This window comes from Alkalibacter rhizosphaerae (assembly GCF_017352215.1).
Classification (GTDB): domain Bacteria; phylum Bacillota; class Clostridia; order Eubacteriales; family Alkalibacteraceae; genus Alkalibacter; species Alkalibacter rhizosphaerae.
This window is the reverse complement of record NZ_CP071444.1, coordinates 382,383-401,008: the sequence shown is the minus strand read 5'-3', so window position 1 is coordinate 401,008 and position 18,626 is coordinate 382,383. Positions and strand designations below refer to the sequence as shown.

Here is an 18,626-nt window from a genome sequence, read left to right as displayed (position 1 = left end):
GCGGGAGAAAAAATGAAGGTGTATACAACAAAATGCGGAGAGGCCATCGTTTATGACTGGATCTGTCGACGGCGCAAAACGGCAGAGCTGCGGATCGATCCAAGGAAGGGTTTGCAGGCGATCACACCCATGGGGTGGACACAAAAACAGCTGGAAACTTTATTGGAAAAAAAGAAAAAATGGATATTGTCCCATATCCAACGCATGAAGTTGCAGGAAGCAGCATTTTCGTCCCTTTCTGAGCAACGGAATGATCAGCTGCTTTACAGGGGACGTTGGTATCCGATCCAAAGGGAGACCGGTCCCCATAGAAAACCAAAAGTGGATTTTACCGGTGGAGCATTTTTTTTGTGGAAAGGAATCGATACCACAAGGGATGAAGAGCGAGCAGCGATCGTTGCCTGGTTTAAAGTGGAAGCCCAGCAATTGTTGGAAGAAAGAGTACAAGCCCATGCTCCCAAAATTGCCGGTTCACCCAAGATGGTAAAGGCCAAAGAGCAGAAAAAACGATGGGGAAGCTGTACCCATGATGACAGATTGTTGTTTAACTGGAGATTGGCGTTGGCTCCACCAGAAGTGTTGGATTCCGTCGTGGTCCATGAGCTTTGCCATATGGTACACAAGAACCATTCCAAAGAGTTTTGGAATTTGCTTGATCATCATCATCCCGACTATGGGGAGTCAAAAAAGTGGTTGAAAAACAATGGCCATTTGCTGTTTTGGCTGGATTGACATGAAAACGGGGAGGATAACCATGAACGATTTATTGGTGTTTGGACATCGCAATCCGGATACGGATACTGTAACTTCCGCCATTGCCATGGCGGATTTGAAGACAAGGCAGGGGTTTCCTGCAAAAGCGGCGATTCTGGACGAAATCTCAGCAGAAGCAAAATACGTATTGGATTTTTTTGGCGTTTCCATACCTCAGTTGTTGGAGAACGTAAAGATCCAAATGAAAGATTTGAATTATGATCGTCCCCAGGCTCTTAAACGCACCAACTCCATTTACGATGCCTACGTATACATGGGTGAGGGAAAATTAAGAACGCTGCCCATCACCGATGATAAATGTCAACTGCTGGGAATCGTCACCATGAAAGACATCGCCATGAGCTTGATCCAAAAGAACCAACGGTTCTTGAAAACCAGTGTGGACAACGTATTGAAAAACATGGAAGGTGTGCTGCTAAGCAAGGCTGCTGCCACGGTGGACGGCGAGGTTTTGGTTGTTTCTTTCCATATGGATACTATTGAGGAAATGGATCTGTTCCAAAAGGATTCCATCGTCATCGTTGGAGATCGTTTGGATATATATAAACACGCCATTGAGCAAAAGGTGCAGTTGGTCATTCTTACCGGAGGGAAGCACCCGGATCCCGCTTTTCTGGAAGCGGCAGAAGATAGCGGCATCAACGTCATTGCAACGGACCTTGACACCTACGAAGCGACAAAGATGGTTTTTTTGACCAATTATGTTGAAAACATCATTGTTCGGGACAATCTGCTCTTCTTTGGAGAAGACGATTATTTGACGGATTGCAGGGAAATCATGAAAGAAACCGATCATTCGAAGTTTCCCTTGTTGAATCGGAATGGAGAATATTTGGGGATCATCGGTCGCAGTCATGTCATCAGTCCCCAACGCAAAAGAGTGATCCTGGTGGATCACAACGAATACAGCCAGAGCGCGGAAGGCATCGAAGAAGCGGAGATCCTTGAAGTGATCGATCATCATCGCATCGGGGATATATCCACCAGTTTGCCCATCGTTTTTCGCAACATGCCGGTAGGATCCACCAATACCATTTTATACTACATGTACAAGGAAGCAGGGATGGAACCAAAACCCTCCATAGCCGGCTTGATGCTGGCGGGGATCATTTCGGACACTTTGTTTTTAAAGTCCCCCACGACAACGGAACAAGATATAGAAGCGCTGGAGGCACTTCATCTGCTGGTCATGATGGACATTGACAAATTTGCCATGGAAATGTTCAAAAAAGGAACCGATCTATCCAACAAGTCGGTGGAGGAAATATTTTTTGCCGATTACAAGGAATTTCTTTTGGAAGGATGGAAGGTGGGGATCTCCCAAGTGTTCACCCTGGACATGGATTCCATCCAAAAGAGCATTGATGAATTTTTAACTTATATCGATAATGTAAATGAAAGTAGACACCAAAGCCTAACCTTGTGTATAATAACAGATATCCTCAAGCAGGGTTCTTATATTTTTTACAATGAAGGCAAGCTTGTGGACGGTGTTTTTGGACAAAAAATGTCCCAAGGCATGTTTATGGAAGGTTGGGTCTCCAGGAAAAAGCAGATCGTCCCAACGATCCATGAAGGAATAAAAAAATATTTAAACAAATAAGGAGTGTAGAAATGGCAGTAGAAAAAACATTGGTAATTCTTAAACCAGACGCAATGGAACGAGGAATCGTGGGAGAGATCATTTCCATGATCGAAAAGAAAACCTTCAAGATCACCTATATGGCAATCAAAAACTTGACGGATGAAGATCTGGAATATCACTATGCAGAGCATAAAGACAAACCATTTTTTCCATCGTTGGCCTCTTACATGAAAAGGGGACCTGTGGTCGTCATGGTGGTAGAAGGTGAAAATGCCATCAAAGGATTTAGAAAGTTGACAGGAGCAACGGATCCCATGGAAGCAGACAATGGTTCCATTCGGGGAAGATTTGCACTGACAAAAGACGAAAATATCGTTCATGCTTCCGACTCACCGGAGAGTGCCCAACGGGAAAGCGATTTCTTCGTCAAAAACATCAAGGCATAACCAAGAAAAGGAGAACCTCTTTGAAGGCTCTCCTTGTTTTTGTTACAGGTAAATCAATATCGGAACAAGGCTGCGCATCCGGTGGTTTCCGGCAGCTGTTCGTTGGATAAGACGTGGATCTTACCTCCTGTTTTGAAGGTGTTTACCATGGCAAAATTGATCAAGTCTTCTGAATCGGGATTGCCGTCTTTTAGAAATGCCGTATCCAGTTCCGGATTGTAAATGCCTGGAATATACACTTGCTTTGTCGCAAACAACATATGGACCTTGCCCTTTACAGCGGCAGATGCGATCTCCTCAATGGTAGTCGATGTTTTATCTGTTGAGAGCATGTTGTGATAGCGATACAGATCCCGCTCCACCTGCCGTTGGTAATACTGACTGGCGATGGGGAGCGCTTTTTGGTGCAGCTCCGCAGGAGTAGCATTGTCCATGTTGCCGTTGATCTCTGTTTCCAATACTTTATAACGGGAGTTGACCCGTTGAAACATGGCAGTGAAATAATCGACGCCAGCAAGGATAATGGGTGTTCCCCTTCCCTTGATATACAGATGGAGTTGGTTGTCGATCATTTCCAGAAAACGCCAAAGGTTGGTTTTGTGGTCATCCCGGCCATCGCCTTGGCCTCGGTAGACACCGGAGGTGCTGTCACCGGCACTGCCATGGCTGCGACTGGAGGTTTGTCGTTCGTTTTCGATATCGTCGTATTGTAAGGCCTCATCCAAACTGGTTGGAATGTCTCCTAAAGGGATCTCTTCCCAGTTCAAAAAATCACAATGGAACAGTTTGATGCTGTTTTGGCTCATGCTCAAGATGTGAAACTTGTTTTCCAATGCAAAGAGTTCAAACAAGGGCAGCAAATAAAAATTGGGCCCCACGTAATGGATCTCGTCCACAGGGAAAGGCAGGTTGTTGATTCTGGCTTTGCCATCATGTAAAAATATGGCGGCAGACACAGACGGATCCGTCCAAAAATCCGGCGTCTCCAAGAGTTGAAAGGCCGGTTGCAGCAAGCGGTCCACTTCTTTGTTTTGAACGCCATGGTCGGTCAAGTCTTTTTCCGCCGATTTGATCAGATTTTTGAAAACCAGTTTGCTCTTGTCATCCGTGTAGTTTTTCCCCATGGGAAAGTAGATGCTCACAGAATTGGGATGTGCCATATTCGTTAATGTTTCCAGTTCGTTTCTCGTCAGTAGGTTCATTTTGGAAACCTCCTTAGGATTATTGTTCATATAAATGTTTACCCTACTTTGGGCCGATTCAACCATGGATAAATAAAGACAAAAAATTCATTATAAAAAATTAAAGTTATTTTTCTGTCAACCATTGAAAACCTATACATAGGTATGATATATTAATGAAGGAATTTATTGATCTCTTGTATATACATGTAGTGAAGCAACGTATGAAAGAGAAATTTTAAGGAGGAATATCATGACCACCAACAAAATGAGCTACAAAGAAGCGGTCACGAGCAAAACGCATTTTTCCGTAACCTGGGAAATCGTTCCTGGAAGAGGATCTACGGAGAAGCAACAGGACAAAGCCATAGATGCTGCAAAGCAAGCTGCTGCCGATCCCAGAGTCAATGCGTTTACCATCACGGACAATCCCAGCGGTAAACCTGCCATCATGCCGTATCCATTGGCCCAAGAAATATTGCAGGAAACCGGTGGAGAGACGCTCTACCACTTTACGTGCAAGGACAAAAACCGAAACGAAATCGAAAGTCAACTTCATGCCATGAACAGAGTTGGTCTGAAAAACCTGTTGGTTATGACAGGTGACTATACGACGGAAGGTTTTGGTGGAAGACCCAAACCGGTCTTCGACTATGATGCGATCCATGCAATTAAAATGATCAAGAAAATGAACGAAGGCTTTGAAATCAAAGGCAGAAAAAAATCCACTTTCTTGAACAAAACCGATTTCTTTATAGGTGCTGTCGTTTCTCCGTTTAAATCACAAGAACCGGAACTGATGGCCCAGTATTATAAAATGCATCAGAAGTATGATGCCGGTGCAGAATACTTCATTACCCAGTTGGGTTGGGATGCTAGAAAATATCACGAATTAAGACAATACACAAATACCAACGGCATTGATGTACCATTGATCGGAAACATCTTTGTTCTATCCGTACCAGTTGCAAAAATGATGAACAAAAACATGATTCCCGGTTGTGTGGTAACCGATAAAATGCTGCAGGAATTGGTGGAAGAAAAAGAAAAAATCGAAGACAATCACCATCAGCAACTGGTTCGATCCGCGAAACTTTATGCCATCTTGAAGGGTATGGGTTACGACGGGGTGACCATAGCAGGACACGGAATGTCTTATGAAGACTTGTGTTTCTTGTTGGAAAAGGGAGAAGAATTGGTTCCACAGTGGCAAGAACTTGTCAAGGAATTCGATTATCCCATGGACAACGGATTCTACCTCTATGAAAAAGACGAAGCAACCGGCCTGAACAAGGAAGTTTTGGTGGACCGATCCAAAACAGGACACAAGAAAGCAAACTTGAAAACTTGGTTCTTCGGAAGTTTTCACAGCCTGTTCTTTAGCGAGCATGCCATTTTCTATCCCATTGTCAGCTATTTTGCAAAGAAGATCGATAAAGGGATCCTCAACAAGCCATTTACATGGTTTGAGTATTATTCAAAAACGTTTATGAACGAATGCCGTTTCTGCGGCGATTGCGTCATGCATGAATTGGGTTACCAATGCCCCATGTCCAAGTGCCCCAAAAATCAAAGAAATGGTGCTTGTGGTGGAAGCCGAGATGGCTGGTGTGAAGTATACCCTGGCAAGCAGCGATGCATCTACGTAGAAATGTACGAGCAGTATAAAGCAAAAGATAAAGAATACTCCATGAAACTGCGCTACATTCCGCCGGTCAACTGGGATCTTTACAAAACATCCTCTTGGTTGAACTTCTTCAACAAGAGAGACTACAATTACAGACAAGAGGAAGATTGATCCTCTCCAAAACAAAAGGCCTTGGGTTTAAACCCAAGGCCTTTCATGTTATAGTTTGCAGTTTTGTTATTTTTAAGAAACTTTTCCGCTGCGCTTGCGATCCAATTCTTTCAAGAATTTTTTACGCAGGCGGATGGATTTTGGTGTGATCTCCACCAATTCATCATCATTGATGAATTCCAAAGAATCTTCCAAAGTCAGGTGCAAGGGGGGAGACAGCTTGATGGCATCATCGGATCCGCTGGCCCGTACGTTGGTCATCTTCTTGTTTTTGCAGGGATTGACGGTCATGTCGTCGCCTCGCGAATTCAAGCCTACGATCATTCCTTCATAAACGGAAGTACCCGGGTCGATGAAAAACTGGGCCCGTTCGCTGAGGTTCATTAAAGCATATCCCATGGATTCACCGGACACCTGGCTGATCAAAACACCGTTTGTTCGTTGGGGAATCTCTCCCTTGTGGGCTTCAAACCGGTCAAAACGGCGAACCATGGTTCCTTCACCGCGAGTGTCGTTGATAAAATCGGTGGAGTAACCAAGCAAGCCTCTGGTTGGTACCAGGTATTCCATAGAAACGTAATCACCCTCCGAATGCATGGATTCCATGACGCCCTTTCGGATATTCAACTTCGAAATGACGGCACCGGAGTATTCCTGGGGAACGCTGACCAAAACTTTTTCAATAGGCTCTACAATGGTATTCCCTTCCCGGTGCATGATGACTTCCGGTTTGGAAACGCCAAGCTCGTAGCCTTCTCGGCGCATGTTTTCAATAAGGATGGACAGATGCAGTTCTCCACGGCCGGAGACTTTAAATCCGTCGGTTTGGTCGAGGGGTTCCACCTTCAAGCCTACATTGACTTCCAACTCCCGTTCCAAACGTGCTTTCAAATGTCTGGAAGTGACGTATTTTCCTTCCGTACCCGCCAAAGGCGAGGTATTGACCAGAAAGTTCATGGACAAGGTTGGTTCTTCAATGTGGATCAATGGCAGGGCATCCATTTTATCCGGTTCACCAACGGTCTCGCCGATGGAAATGTGTGGGATCCCGCTGATCACGACGATGTCGCCACTGTAAGCCTGGGCTACCTGCAATCTCTTTAATCCGGCATAAGCGAAGATCCCGGAAACTTTGCCCCGAACTGTCGTTTCGTCTTGTTTGTAGATCTCTACGGTTTGTCCTTCGGTCAAGGTGCCTTTGTAGATGCGGCCGATCCCCAGTCGTCCGAGATAATCGTCGTAAGCCAATGATGAGATCTGCAGCTGCAAAGGTTCATCGTTCAGGTTGGGGTATGGCTTGGCATGGGACAAAATGGTTTCGAAAAGAGGCGCGATGCCATTGGGTTCGTCGTCCATTTCCTTGAGGACGATCCCTTCTTTTGCGATGCCATAGAGTATGGGGAAATCCAATTGTTCATCGTTGGCTCCCAATTCCAGGAACAAATCAAAGACCATGTCTACTACTTCTTCGGCTCGCTGATCTTTTTTGTCGATCTTGTTGATGAGCAAAATTGGCTTCAATCCAATTTCCAGTGCTTTATTCAAGACAAATCGTGTTTGGGGCATGGGTCCTTCCGATGAATCCACCAAAAGGATCACTGTATCCACAGTCTTGATGATCCGTTCCACTTCCGATGAAAAATCGGCATGGCCCGGAGTGTCTACGATATTGATCTTGATGTCATTGTACATGACGGAACAGTTTTTGGAGTAGATGGTGATGCCACGTTCCCGCTCCAAATCGTTGGAATCCATAACACAATCCACAACGGTCTCATTATCGCGAAAAACTCCGCTTTGGGATAAGAAAGCATCCACTAGTGTGGACTTCCCAGCATCAACGTGGGCGATGACGGCAATATTTATAATTCTATTTGTTGTACTCATTGTTCATTCCTCTCTATTTATATAACCTATTAAGTTTATACTTAATGAGAGATTATTTCAAGTAAAATCGAAATGAATCTCATGTTTCGTATAATTCATAAGATTTTGGGTATTAAAGAAAGGGATATTGAAAAATGGAGGCGTTGAAATGATCAAAAATATGAAAGACCTGTTTGAGGCCATTGGAGGGGATACTCCCATTGCCCTGGTCGCAGCTGCCGGTGAAGAGGAAGACTTGTTGATGGCTTTGGATGAAGCAATGAATCGGGGATGGATCCAAGCGACCGTGGTAGGAGATCGGACCAAGATCGCCGATCTGATGAAAAAACAGGGGATCCGTTCAAATCGATTTACCGTCATTCATGGAGAAGACCCAGTGGAATCCGTGGCCTTGGCCATGGAACAGGTTCGGGACGGTAAGGCCAATATCTTAATGAAGGGAAAGGTGGGCACTGCAGATGTTTTGCGGGGCGTTTTAAATAGAGAATACGGCCAACGGCAGGAAAAGATATTGAGCCACATGGCCATGGTGGAGACAGAAGGTGTTGACCGATTGCTTTTTATCACCGATGGTGGCGTAGTCATAGCACCAGACTTGGATCAAAAGCGTCAAATCCTTGAAAATGCCGTGGATTTTGTCCAAAGTCTCGGGTACGACAAACCCAATGTTGGCGTGATTTGTGCTGTTGAAAAAGTAAATGAGAAGATGCCGGCCACCCTGGATGCAATAAAACTGGTGGATCTGGCAAAAGAGGGAGTCATCAAGGGATGCAATGTGAGTGGACCTTTTGCTTTGGACAACGCCCTGTCGGAGCGTTCTGCAAAGATCAAAGGGATAAGGGATCCCTTTGCAGGCAGGAGTGATATACTCCTCATGCCCAGCGTGGAAGCGGGGAACATCTTGTTCAAAGCATTGGTATATTTGGCACCATCCAAGACGGCAGCCGTCGTATTGGGGGCAAAAGTACCCATCGTTCTTACATCCCGATCGGATCGTTTTGAAACCAAGCTCCATTCCATTGCAGCTGCAGTATATATGGTGCAGCAACAAGAAAAATAATATGTTTGTTCCCTGGTGGTCCTTTTGATATAATGTAGTGATTAGAGTTTAAATTTGGAGGAATTGGAATGACCCAAACAAAACAAGACAAAACCAGGAATTTTTCGATCATTGCACATATAGATCACGGTAAGTCCACCTTGGCGGATCGTTTGATCCAAAAGACCGGCTTGCTCACCGATCGTGAAATGTCCAACCAGGTGTTGGACAATATGGATCTGGAAAAGGAACGAGGCATCACCATCAAGTTGCAGGCCATCCGCTTGGTTTACCAGGATGAACTCGGCAATGAATATTATTTGAATTTGATCGACACACCGGGCCATGTGGACTTTACCTATGAAGTCTCCAGGAGTCTGGCCGCCTGCGAAGGCGCCATACTTGTTGTTGACGCTGTCCAGGGGATCGAAGCACAAACCATGGCCAATGTCTATTTGGCCTTGGAAAACAATTTGGAGATCATCCCGGTCATCAATAAAATCGATTTACCGGGAGCGGACCCGGAAATGGTCAAGCATGAGATCGAAGACGTGATCGGCATCGAAGCTCATGATGCACCGTTGATTTCCGCCAAGGAAGGCATCAATATCGAAGATGTCCTAAAGGCCATCGTGGATCGGGTCCCCCCGCCGGAAAACAAGGATGACAAACCCTTGAGAGCCTTGATTTTTGATTCCTACTACGATTCTTATCGGGGAGTTATTGCCTCCATCCGAGTAAAGGAAGGAAAAATCAAAAAAGGAATGCGGATCAAAATGATGAACACCAGAAAAGTATTTGAAGTGGATGAAGTCGGGGTATTCGTCAAAACTCTGCTGCCGGTGGACGAGTTGGTCAGCGGAGATGTAGGCTATGTTACCGCCAGCATAAAAAATGTGAAGGATTCCCGGGTAGGGGACACCATTACAGATGCTGCCGACCCGGCATCGGAAGCCTTGCCGGGTTATAAAAAAGTAACACCCATGGTCTACAGCGGCATCTATCCTGCAGACGGAGCCAAATACGAAGACCTGAAGGAAGCACTGGAAAAGCTGCAGCTCAACGATGCATCCTTGATGTTCGAGCCGGATACATCCGTTGCCCTGGGATTTGGTTTTCGATGTGGATTTTTGGGATTGCTGCACATGGAGATCATCCAGGAGAGATTGGAGAGAGAATACAACATCGACCTGGTGACCACAGCACCAAGCGTTATTTACAAGATCAAAAAGAACAATGGGGAACTGATGTGGGTGGACAATCCCACCAACCTGCCACCAGCTGTAGAGATCGATTATATGGAAGAACCCATCGTAGAAGCTTCCATCATGGTGCCGTCTCAGTATGTAGGGGCCATCATGGACCTGTGTCAGGAACGTCGTGGAGAGTATAAAACCATGAGTTATATGGAAGAAACCAGGGTGGTATTGGAATACGACCTGCCTTTGAACGAGATCATTTACGATTTTTTTGACGCCCTCAAATCCAGGACCAAGGGATATGCCTCTTTTGATTATGAGATGAAGGAGTATCGTCGAAGCGATTTGGTGAAACTGGATATTTTGTTAAACGGAGACGTGGTGGATGCACTTTCTTTTATCGTCCACAACAGTAAAGCCTATTCTCGGGGTCGAATGATTTGTGAAAAATTGAAGGAAGCCATACCGCGGCAAATGTTCGAAATTCCCATCCAAGCAGCCATCGGCGGGAAAATCATTGCCAGGGAAACCATTCGAGCCATGCGAAAGGACGTACTGGCCAAATGCTATGGTGGAGACATCTCCCGAAAGCGAAAACTTCTGGAGAAGCAGAAGGAAGGGAAAAAACGAATGCGCCAGGTGGGGAATGTGGAAATTCCTCAAGAAGCCTTCATGTCCGTTTTGAAACTGGACTCTTGAGAATGCCATGAAAAAAGTAAGCATCTATATTCATGTTCCATTTTGCGTGCAAAAATGTCTCTATTGCGATTTCCTGTCCTTTGATAACCAAAGGGGAGACATCCCTTCTTATGTGGATCGTTTGCGGATGGAGATCGAAGAAAAAAAACAGGATGTTGCAGGCAGAAAGATCCATACTGTTTATTTTGGAGGTGGCACTCCCTCCTTGCTTTCGGGGGATGCGATCAAAAGCATTTTAGGATCCCTCCGTTCCTTCGGATCTTGGGACGGTACGGAAGAGATCACATTGGAAGCAAATCCGGGCACCCTTACAAAACGAAAGATCGAAGGGTACCTGGAGGCGGGGGTGAACCGCTTTAGTCTGGGGTTGCAGTCTGCCATCGATGCGGAACTGAAAGCCATTGGAAGGATCCACACGTTTGCTGATTTCGAATCAACCATGGATCAGATGCGAAGAATGGGCTGCGACAACATCAGCGTGGATCTGATGACGGGTCTGCCGGGGCAGAGCCTGGAGAGTTTTCAAAAGGGATTCCAGAAAGTCATGGCCTGGAAACCGGAACATTTGTCCTGCTATGGATTGACGGTAGAGGAAGATACGCCCTTGCATGAAATGGTGGAATCCGGTCAGGTGGAATTAAGGGACGATTTGGAGCGGGAAATGCACGAATGGCTCTTGGAAGAAATGGACCGCATCGGTTACGACCATTATGAGATCAGCAATTTTTCCCTGCCGCACCACCAGTCCAGACACAACAATATCTATTGGAGCATGGGCGATTATCTGGGATTGGGATTGGGTGCTTCTTCCTTCATGGATGGGACGCGCTACAGGAACACCAGGAAGATGAGCCGATATTTGGAAGGAGTGCCTTTGATTCCGGAAGAAGTGGTGATCCTGGATGAAAAGGCATGGAAAGAAGAATGGATGTTTCTGGGACTGCGAGTGATGAAAGGAGTCTCCCGGAGGGAATATGTTGGGAGATTCCATATAACACTGGAAGAAGATTATGGTCCGGTCATTGAGACGCTCAGGAACCAGGGTCTGTTGGAAGTGGATGAAATCGGCATTCGATTGACGAAAACGGGTTTGACTTTTGCCAATAAGGTGTTTCGCGCATTTTTGCTGGATTGAAAGCGAGGTGTGGGATACCTATTGACAAAAGTCTTTTTTGATGGTATTTTATTAATAGATTAGCACTCAATTAGGAAGAGTGCTAACAATGGAGAGGGTACAATGAGCGATAAACTGGAAAGAAAAATGAAAATTTTATATTCCATCATTCGAGATTATATAGAAACGGCGGAACCGATCGGTTCTAGAACCATTGCCAAAAAATATGATCTTGGAATAAGTGCGGCCACTATTCGAAATGAAATGTCGGATCTGGAAGAAATGGGTTTTTTGATCCAACCCCATACTTCTGCGGGAAGGGTGCCGTCTCAAAAAGCCTATCGGCTGTATGTGGATGAATTGATGAATGTAGGACATCTGAAAGCCGATCTGCAAAAGGAAATTCGGGACAGCTACCATCAATACGTGGAAGAGATCGACAAGGCAATCAAGCACACCGCGCAAGTCATCGCCCAGTTGACCAGCTATACATCCATGGTCTCTCTACCCCAAATGGATACGTTGGACTGCAAGCATGTACAGCTGATCCCCATCGAGGATGAACGGGTCTTGATGGTGGTCGTTACAAAGGAAAACATCATCAACAACTATGAGCTGAGAATGAGCAGACCAGTCCAGGATGGGGAATTGGTAAAATTGAACAACATCCTGAACCATGTGGTCAAAGGAACTTCCCTGCGAAATATTGGAGAAGGGCTGACCAGAAAGATCAACGACTTGACTTTGGAAGAGAACGAACTGTTGCAGGAGATCGTGCCGATTTTTAAAGAAGTGATGATCAACCGCAACGACAATCTGATTTATTCCAATGGCGTCACAAATATTTTGAACTACCCGGAATTCAATGACATTGGAAAGGCCAAAGAATTTCTGGATGTCATCGAAGAGAAAAAGCGGGTGGCGGAAATATTGAAACAGACCAGCGGAAGCGGGTTGAACATTATCATTGGAACAGAAAACTATGTCCAAGCGTTCAAAGATTGCAGTCTGATCACTGCAACCTACCGGATCAACGGAGAAAGCATCGGAAGCATCGGTGTGATCGGACCGGTACGAATGAATTATGATCATGTGGTATCCGTAATGAGTTTTCTGAGTGAAGAATTGAACAAGCAGCTAAGCAGCAGCGAAAATGTCCAAGCAAAGGGTGATGAGATTGAGTAAGAAAAAGAAAGACGAAAACATGGAGACAAAAGAAAATTTGACGGAAGAGCCGATTCAGGAAAACACTCCCAGCGAGGAGAAGATGCCGGAAGAGGAAAGTTCCAAAGAATATCAGGAATTGATGAACCGGTTGATCCGCATGCAGGCCGATTTTGACAATTATAAGAAACGGACAACGAAGGAGAAAGAGGATATTTTCAAATATGCTCTGGAAGATTTTTCTTTGAAAATGTTGCCGGTATTGGATAATCTGGAACGTGCGATCCAGGCTTTGGACGACAGCCATGTCAAGGACGAATACGCCAATGGAGTTCGTATGGTATTAAAACAGCTACTGGATGTTTTAGAGAAGGAAGGACTGACAGAGATCCTTTGCAATGGGGAATCTTTTGATCCAAACCTGCATCATGGTGTGACAGTAGAGGATTCAGATGATCACGAAGACGACGAGATCATAGACGTCTTTCAAAAGGGATATAAATTCAAGGAAAAAGTGATACGACCGGCAATGGTCAAGATTTGTAAAAAAATCAATAAGGATTAAATTAGGAGGACGAAAAAATGGGAAAAGAAAAAATCATTGGAATTGACTTGGGAACAACCAACTCATGTGTTGCAGTATTGGAAGGTGGAGAACCTGTAGTGATCCCCAATGCGGAAGGCAATCGAACGACGCCGTCTGTAGTGGCTTTTACAAAAGATGGAGAAAGACTGGTTGGCCAGGTGGCAAAAAGACAAGCCGTCACCAATCCGGACAAAACCGTCGCTTCGATTAAAAGAGAAATGGGAACCGACCATAAGGTGACCATCGACGGGACCAGCTATACGCCCCAGCAGATCTCTGCCATGATCCTGCAGAAGCTGAAAGCGGATGCGGAGGCGTATCTGGGAGAAACGGTAACGAAAGCCGTCATAACCGTACCCGCATATTTCAGCGATAGCCAACGTCAGGCAACAAAAGATGCAGGCAAGATCGCCGGATTGGAAGTGTTGCGGATCATCAATGAACCGACAGCAGCTTCTCTGGCTTACGGATTGGACAAGGGAGAAAGCCAAAAGATCATGGTCTATGATTTGGGAGGCGGTACTTTTGACGTTTCCATTCTGGAGTTGGGAGACGGCGTTTTTGAAGTATTGGCAACAAACGGAGACAACCATTTGGGTGGAGACGACTTTGACCAACGGGTCATCGAATATCTGGCCGATGAATTCAAGAAAGAAAATGGAGTTGATCTTCGAAACGACAAGATCGCTCTGCAACGGCTGAAAGAAGCTGCAGAAAAAGCAAAAATCGAGCTGTCCGGTGTCATGAGCAGCAACATCAACCTGCCCTTTATCACCGCTACTCAAGAAGGTCCAAAACACTTGGACATCACCTTGACTCGTGCAAAGTTTGATGAATTGACTGGCGATCTGGTGGAAAGAACCGTAGGTCCGGTCAAAAGCGCCATGAAAGATGCCGGACTCAGTGCAGGCGACATCAACAAGATCATCCTGGTAGGTGGTTCTACCCGAACTCCAGCCGTTCAGGAAGCAGTGAAGAAAATCACGGGACAAGATGCCTATAAAGGGATCAACCCGGATGAGTGCGTTGCCATAGGAGCAGCCATCCAAGCCGGTGTCCTGGCGGGAGAAGTCAAGGACGTACTGCTTCTGGATGTTACCCCCCTATCTCTTGGAATTGAAACCATGGGTGGTGTATTCACCAAACTGATCGAAAGAAATACGACCATTCCTTCCAAGAAGAGCCAAATCTTTTCGACGGCAGCAGACAATCAAACGGCAGTGGACATCCACGTTCTTCAAGGAGAGCGGGAATTGGCCGCTTACAACAAAACCTTGGGACGCTTCCAACTGGCAGGAATTGCGCCGGCACCAAGAGGGATCCCGCAAATCGAGGTCACCTTCGACATTGATGCCAATGGTATCGTCAATGTATCCGCAAAAGATATGGGAACGGGGAAATCCCAAAATGTTGTCATTCAGTCTTCCACCAACATGAGCGATGACGAAATCGAAAAAGCGGTGAAAGAAGCGGAGAAATTTGCAGAAGAAGACAAGAAGAAAAAAGAAGAAGTGGAAGTGAAAAACTCTGCGGATTCTACGATCTATCAAATAGAGAAATCTTTAAAAGACCTGGGAGAGAAAGTTACAGCAGATGAAAAGAAGACAGTGGAAGATGCCATTGCTGATCTGAAAACCAAGATGGAAGGGACCGACGTAGAGGCGATTCGACAAGCGACAGAGGCCCTGAACAATGCATTCCATCCTATTGCACAAAAGTTATATGAGCAATCTGCCCAAGAAGGAGCCGGACCGGAGCAAGATGCCTCGGCCGACAACGGCAAGAACGACGATGTGGTCGATGCCGATTACGAGGTCGTTGACGACGACAAGTAAACTTTTCAAACCAGCAACCACTGATTTGCAGAGGTTGCTGGTTTGTGATATCATGAGCCTTTAAATAGATTGCTAGGAGAGAATGTATGAGCAAAAGAGATTACTATGAAGTGCTTGGATTGGGGAAAGGTGCTTCTGAAGAAGAAATTAAAAAGGCATATCGAAAGCTTGCCATGAAATATCACCCGGACCGCAATCCGGATGACAAAGAAGCGGAAGAAAACTTTAAAGAAGTCAACGAAGCTTACGAAGTATTGAGCGACAAAAATAAACGCACCCAATACGATCAATTCGGACATGCAGGAATGGGTGCCAATGGCGCTGGTGGATTCGGCGGCGGATTCGGTGGTGGCGGCGGATTCGAAGATATTTTTGGTGATATTTTCGACATGTTCGGCGGCGGATTCGGTGGGGGTTCCAGAGCTCGGCGGCCGCAAAAGGGTGCGGACATCCGCGTTCAGGTAGATTTGACATTTGAAGAAGCCGTTTTTGGAACGGAAAAGGAAATCAAAATCAAAAGGGACGAAACTTGCGACACCTGTGACGGATTGGGAGCCGCTTCCGAGGCAGATGTAAAAACCTGTACCAATTGCGGAGGCAGCGGTCAAGTTCGAGTCAATCAACGGACTCCTTTTGGCGTGATGCAAACCGTGAAAACCTGTGACGTTTGCCACGGAGAAGGTAAAACCATTGAAAAACCCTGTGAAACTTGCGGCGGCAAGGGGACAGTGCGCCGGGAACGAAAGATCAATATCAATATACCGGCCGGTGTGGACAGCGACTCTGTTCTACCTTTGCGGGGAGAGGGACAACCGGGAGTTCTTGGTGGTCCTACCGGGGATGTTTACGTATATTTCTCGATCCAAACCCATGAATTTTTTCAGCGAGAAGGAAACGATGTTTATTGCGAGATCCCCATCACTTTTGTTCAAGCATCCTTGGGAGACGAGATCAACATCCCGTCTTTGGATGAAAACAAAAAAAAGGTGGGACAAATCAAATTTACCATACCGGAAGGGACCCAGTCTCATCAGACATTCCGCTTAAAAGGCAGGGGAATCGCAAACCCAATGGGCTACGGCAGGGGAGACCAGTATGTGAAGATCAAAGTGGAAGTTCCGAGAAAGTTGAACGAAGATCAAAAGGAACTGCTGCGAAAATTTGCAGAGACATCGGGAACCCACGAGATCCACGAACAGGGAAAAAGCTTCTGGAACAGGGTGAAGTCTTATTTTCAGTAAAAGAAACAGCAATAAGGAATGACGAGTCGATTCCTGTTGCTGTTTTGTTTGTCTGAATATGGATATAATCAATTTGAGGTCATTAATTTGCAGGAGGTATTGACATGATCAAAGAATTCAAGGAGTTTGCACTAAAAGGAAACATGATGGATCTGGCAGTTGGAATCATTATAGGTGGAGCGTTCGGCAAAATTATTTCTTCCTTAGTCAACGACATCATCATGCCCTTGATCGGTTTGTTGATCGGCAAGATGGATTTCACCAATCTGTTTGCTGTATTGGGGGATGGATCCTACGTCACATTGGCAGATGCCCAGGCGGCTGGAGCTTTGACATTGAATTACGGTCTGTTCATCAACAATATCATCGATTTTATCGTTATAGCTTTTTCGATTTTCCTGGTTGTGAAAAAAATGAACAGCATGCGAAAAAAAGAGGAAGCGCCTGCTCCGGTAACGACGAAGCAGTGTCCCTTCTGTTTTGGGGAAGTTCACCTGGATGCCACTCGTTGTCCCCACTGTACATCCCAGCTGAATTAGAGTTTATCAAAAAGACCTTCATCGTAAGGTCTTTTTTCTTGAAAGGATTCCTTCAAATATTTTTCAAGGCGGACAAAATCAATAAACCGGGATTCCCGGTGATACTCCTTACCAGCCTGAAAGATGAGGATCGTGGGAACGGTAAATACGATGAATCGACCGGAAAGTTCAGGAACGTCGTCCAGTTTCGCAGTGATGAACGTCGCATCCGGATAGCTTTTTTCCACTTCCAGCAATTTTGCGTTGACAGCCACACACACGTTGCATCCGTTGGAAGACAGGGACAGGACAACAGATCGATTTTTATTCAATTGGAAGTCGATGGAGCTCCAATCTTTTAATGACAACATATCATATCACCTCACTTTACCATTATAACACGTTGGCTGGGGTAAAATACTTGCACTTGCAGATGAGCTGTTGTAAAATTAAATGCAGATGTTGTGGAATTGCAGGGATCGTTATTATTTAGATAACGGTTTCAAAAAAAGTATTTGCAAGGTATAATGATAGGTGTGGCTGTTGGCCTTGTTTTTTCACGTTTGTATACGGTTGCATGGTTGGTGGAAAGCAAAAGAAGACAGGCACTATGGAATCATACCACTCATAATGATCATTCACTATAAGGAGGATTTGTATGGAAAACAACCTAATCAGCAAAGAGATGTACGACGAACTGGAACAATTTATCGATGCCATCCCCAATAAAAAGGATGCAGTCATTGCCTCTTTGCACAAAGCACAGGAAATATGCGGTTATCTACCAAGAGAAGTGCAGGAATTCATCGCAGAAAAGCTGGGCGTGTCTGCTACAGATGTTTATGGCGTCGTCACATTTTATTCCTATTTTACCCAAACGCCAAAAGGAAAATATGCCATCAACGTATGTCTTGGTACGGCTTGTTTTGTTCGTGGCGCAGATAAGATCGTCACCGAACTGGAAAAGAAATTGGGCATTCACGTGGGTGAAACATCGGAAGACGGCATGTTTTCACTGGATGGACTGCGGTGTGTCGGGGCTTGCGGCTTGGCTCCTGTAGTAATGGTCAATGGAAAAGTATATGGCAAGATCCAGCCCAAGGATGTCAAAAAGATCCTTGCCAATTATAACGAGTAGGAGGTCAGAGCATGAGCAAAATAAAATCATTGGATGAATTAATGAAAATAAGAGAACAGGCAGAAAAAACTTTCAACTTGCGATCCACTTCAGAGGATGAAGATCGGGTAGTGATTCGAGTTGGAATGGCTACCTGTGGTATTGCTTCCGGAGCACGGGAAACCATGAGCGCCATCTTGGAGGAATTGGAAAAGGAAAACATCACCAATGTAAGCGTTACGCAGACCGGCTGCATGGGTTTTTGTGAAGAAGAACCTATCGTTGAAGTATTGTTCCCAGACAAGCCTTCCGTCGTGTACAGCATGGTGGACGAAGCAAGAGGAAAAGAGATCGTTCAAAAGCACATCAAGCAGGGAGTTTTACTGGAAAACGCAATAATGAACAAATCATTCAATACGGCCAAAGAATAGGGGGATTACTTC

17 protein-coding genes are annotated in these 18,626 nt (G+C 45.4%); 14 read left to right on the top strand and 3 right to left on the bottom strand.

Translation table 11 applies throughout. The annotated features are described in order from the left end of the window. Positions 1-12: 12 nt before the first annotated feature. The 3 genes from J0B03_RS01970 to ndk are packed head-to-tail and all read left to right on the top strand — an operon-like array spanning position 13 to position 2,805. Complete coding sequence (locus J0B03_RS01970; protein ID WP_207300217.1) at positions 13-732, top strand: M48 family metallopeptidase; 720 nt, start codon at positions 13-15, stop codon at positions 730-732. 22 nt (positions 733-754) lie between these two features. Then, positions 755-2,377, top strand: coding sequence for a putative manganese-dependent inorganic diphosphatase (locus J0B03_RS01965; protein ID WP_207300216.1), 1,623 nt, complete (start codon positions 755-757; stop codon positions 2,375-2,377). Positions 2,378-2,388: 11 nt separating this feature from the next. Further along, positions 2,389-2,805, top strand: coding sequence for a nucleoside-diphosphate kinase (gene ndk / locus J0B03_RS01960; protein ID WP_207300215.1), 417 nt, complete (start codon positions 2,389-2,391; stop codon positions 2,803-2,805). 53 nt (positions 2,806-2,858) lie between these two features. Here the strand turns inward: ndk and J0B03_RS01955 are convergent, their stop codons facing one another. Next, entirely contained in the window at positions 2,859-4,007 is a 1,149-nt protein-coding gene (locus tag J0B03_RS01955; protein WP_207300214.1) for a baeRF7 domain-containing protein, read from the bottom strand. Between the two features lie 232 nt (positions 4,008-4,239). On the opposite strand from J0B03_RS01955, the gene J0B03_RS01950 reads away from it, so the two are divergent. Beyond that, complete coding sequence (locus J0B03_RS01950) at positions 4,240-5,784, top strand: methylenetetrahydrofolate reductase C-terminal domain-containing protein (RefSeq protein ID WP_246798161.1); 1,545 nt, start codon at positions 4,240-4,242, stop codon at positions 5,782-5,784. A 72-nt stretch (positions 5,785-5,856) separates the two neighbouring features. Here the strand turns inward: J0B03_RS01950 and typA are convergent, their stop codons facing one another. After that, the gene (gene typA / locus J0B03_RS01945) at positions 5,857-7,671 is read right to left on the bottom strand and encodes a translational GTPase TypA (RefSeq protein WP_207300213.1); all 1,815 of its coding nucleotides are present in this window, start codon (positions 7,669-7,671) and stop codon (positions 5,857-5,859) included. A 148-nt stretch (positions 7,672-7,819) separates the two neighbouring features. On the opposite strand from typA, the gene J0B03_RS01940 reads away from it, so the two are divergent. The 8 genes from J0B03_RS01940 to mscL all read left to right on the top strand — a co-directional run bounded on the left by J0B03_RS01940 (position 7,820) and on the right by mscL (position 17,087). Next, the gene (locus J0B03_RS01940) at positions 7,820-8,731 is read left to right on the top strand and encodes a phosphate acyltransferase (RefSeq protein WP_207300212.1); all 912 of its coding nucleotides are present in this window, start codon (positions 7,820-7,822) and stop codon (positions 8,729-8,731) included. Positions 8,732-8,799: 68 nt separating this feature from the next. Further along, positions 8,800-10,608 (top strand): translation elongation factor 4, encoded by a 1,809-nt coding sequence (lepA, locus tag J0B03_RS01935; RefSeq protein ID WP_207300211.1) that lies wholly within the window; start codon positions 8,800-8,802, stop codon positions 10,606-10,608. 7 nt (positions 10,609-10,615) lie between these two features. Next, the gene (hemW, locus tag J0B03_RS01930; RefSeq protein ID WP_207300210.1) at positions 10,616-11,743 is read left to right on the top strand and encodes a radical SAM family heme chaperone HemW; all 1,128 of its coding nucleotides are present in this window, start codon (positions 10,616-10,618) and stop codon (positions 11,741-11,743) included. A gap of 102 nt (positions 11,744-11,845) precedes the next feature. Continuing rightward, positions 11,846-12,907, top strand: coding sequence for a heat-inducible transcriptional repressor HrcA (gene hrcA / locus J0B03_RS01925; protein ID WP_207300209.1), 1,062 nt, complete (start codon positions 11,846-11,848; stop codon positions 12,905-12,907). Then, positions 12,894-13,451: a nucleotide exchange factor GrpE gene (gene grpE / locus J0B03_RS01920; protein ID WP_207300208.1), complete on the top strand. Its 558-nt coding sequence runs from the start codon at positions 12,894-12,896 to the stop codon at positions 13,449-13,451. Before hrcA ends, grpE begins: the two co-directional genes overlap by 14 nt. 17 nt (positions 13,452-13,468) lie before the next feature. Continuing rightward, on the top strand, positions 13,469-15,307 hold the full coding sequence (gene dnaK, locus J0B03_RS01915) for a molecular chaperone DnaK (protein WP_207300207.1): 1,839 nt from the start codon (positions 13,469-13,471) through the stop codon (positions 15,305-15,307). A gap of 86 nt (positions 15,308-15,393) precedes the next feature. Further along, positions 15,394-16,548, top strand: a complete 1,155-nt coding sequence (gene dnaJ, locus J0B03_RS01910) for a molecular chaperone DnaJ (RefSeq protein ID WP_207300206.1) — start codon at positions 15,394-15,396, stop codon at positions 16,546-16,548. Between the two features lie 104 nt (positions 16,549-16,652). Further along, positions 16,653-17,087: a large conductance mechanosensitive channel protein MscL gene (gene mscL / locus J0B03_RS01905; protein WP_207300205.1), complete on the top strand. Its 435-nt coding sequence runs from the start codon at positions 16,653-16,655 to the stop codon at positions 17,085-17,087. Here mscL and J0B03_RS01900 read toward each other — a convergent pair. Further along, on the bottom strand, positions 17,084-17,437 hold the full coding sequence (locus J0B03_RS01900) for a thioredoxin family protein (protein ID WP_207300204.1): 354 nt from the start codon (positions 17,435-17,437) through the stop codon (positions 17,084-17,086). The two genes, mscL and J0B03_RS01900, sit on opposite strands and share 4 nt — an antisense overlap. A 287-nt stretch (positions 17,438-17,724) precedes the next feature. Here J0B03_RS01900 and nuoE point away from each other — a divergent pair, with 287 nt between their 5' ends. Beyond that, entirely contained in the window at positions 17,725-18,204 is a 480-nt protein-coding gene (gene nuoE, locus J0B03_RS01895; RefSeq protein ID WP_207300203.1) for an NADH-quinone oxidoreductase subunit NuoE, read from the top strand. An 11-nt stretch (positions 18,205-18,215) separates the two neighbouring features. Then, positions 18,216-18,614: a (2Fe-2S) ferredoxin domain-containing protein gene (locus J0B03_RS01890; RefSeq protein ID WP_207300202.1), complete on the top strand. Its 399-nt coding sequence runs from the start codon at positions 18,216-18,218 to the stop codon at positions 18,612-18,614. The last annotated feature ends 12 nt before the right edge of the window (positions 18,615-18,626 follow it).

What these genes read in the sequence shown, in the direction of transcription:
- J0B03_RS01970 (WP_207300217.1), top strand. Translation starts at nt 13, where the DNA reads ATGAAGGTGTATACAACAAAATGCGGAGAGGCCATCGTTTATGACTGG.
- J0B03_RS01965 (WP_207300216.1), top strand. Translation starts at nt 755, where the DNA reads ATGAACGATTTATTGGTGTTTGGACATCGCAATCCGGATACGGATACT.
- ndk (WP_207300215.1), top strand. Translation starts at nt 2,389, where the DNA reads ATGGCAGTAGAAAAAACATTGGTAATTCTTAAACCAGACGCAATGGAA.
- J0B03_RS01955 (WP_207300214.1), bottom strand. Translation starts at nt 4,007, where the DNA reads ATGAACCTACTGACGAGAAACGAACTGGAAACATTAACGAATATGGCA.
- J0B03_RS01950 (WP_246798161.1), top strand. Translation starts at nt 4,240, where the DNA reads ATGACCACCAACAAAATGAGCTACAAAGAAGCGGTCACGAGCAAAACG.
- typA (WP_207300213.1), bottom strand. Translation starts at nt 7,671, where the DNA reads ATGAGTACAACAAATAGAATTATAAATATTGCCGTCATCGCCCACGTT.
- J0B03_RS01940 (WP_207300212.1), top strand. Translation starts at nt 7,820, where the DNA reads ATGATCAAAAATATGAAAGACCTGTTTGAGGCCATTGGAGGGGATACT.
- lepA (WP_207300211.1), top strand. Translation starts at nt 8,800, where the DNA reads ATGACCCAAACAAAACAAGACAAAACCAGGAATTTTTCGATCATTGCA.
- hemW (WP_207300210.1), top strand. Translation starts at nt 10,616, where the DNA reads ATGAAAAAAGTAAGCATCTATATTCATGTTCCATTTTGCGTGCAAAAA.
- hrcA (WP_207300209.1), top strand. Translation starts at nt 11,846, where the DNA reads ATGAGCGATAAACTGGAAAGAAAAATGAAAATTTTATATTCCATCATT.
- grpE (WP_207300208.1), top strand. Translation starts at nt 12,894, where the DNA reads ATGAGATTGAGTAAGAAAAAGAAAGACGAAAACATGGAGACAAAAGAA.
- dnaK (WP_207300207.1), top strand. Translation starts at nt 13,469, where the DNA reads ATGGGAAAAGAAAAAATCATTGGAATTGACTTGGGAACAACCAACTCA.
- dnaJ (WP_207300206.1), top strand. Translation starts at nt 15,394, where the DNA reads ATGAGCAAAAGAGATTACTATGAAGTGCTTGGATTGGGGAAAGGTGCT.
- mscL (WP_207300205.1), top strand. Translation starts at nt 16,653, where the DNA reads ATGATCAAAGAATTCAAGGAGTTTGCACTAAAAGGAAACATGATGGAT.
- J0B03_RS01900 (WP_207300204.1), bottom strand. Translation starts at nt 17,437, where the DNA reads ATGTTGTCATTAAAAGATTGGAGCTCCATCGACTTCCAATTGAATAAA.
- nuoE (WP_207300203.1), top strand. Translation starts at nt 17,725, where the DNA reads ATGGAAAACAACCTAATCAGCAAAGAGATGTACGACGAACTGGAACAA.
- J0B03_RS01890 (WP_207300202.1), top strand. Translation starts at nt 18,216, where the DNA reads ATGAGCAAAATAAAATCATTGGATGAATTAATGAAAATAAGAGAACAG.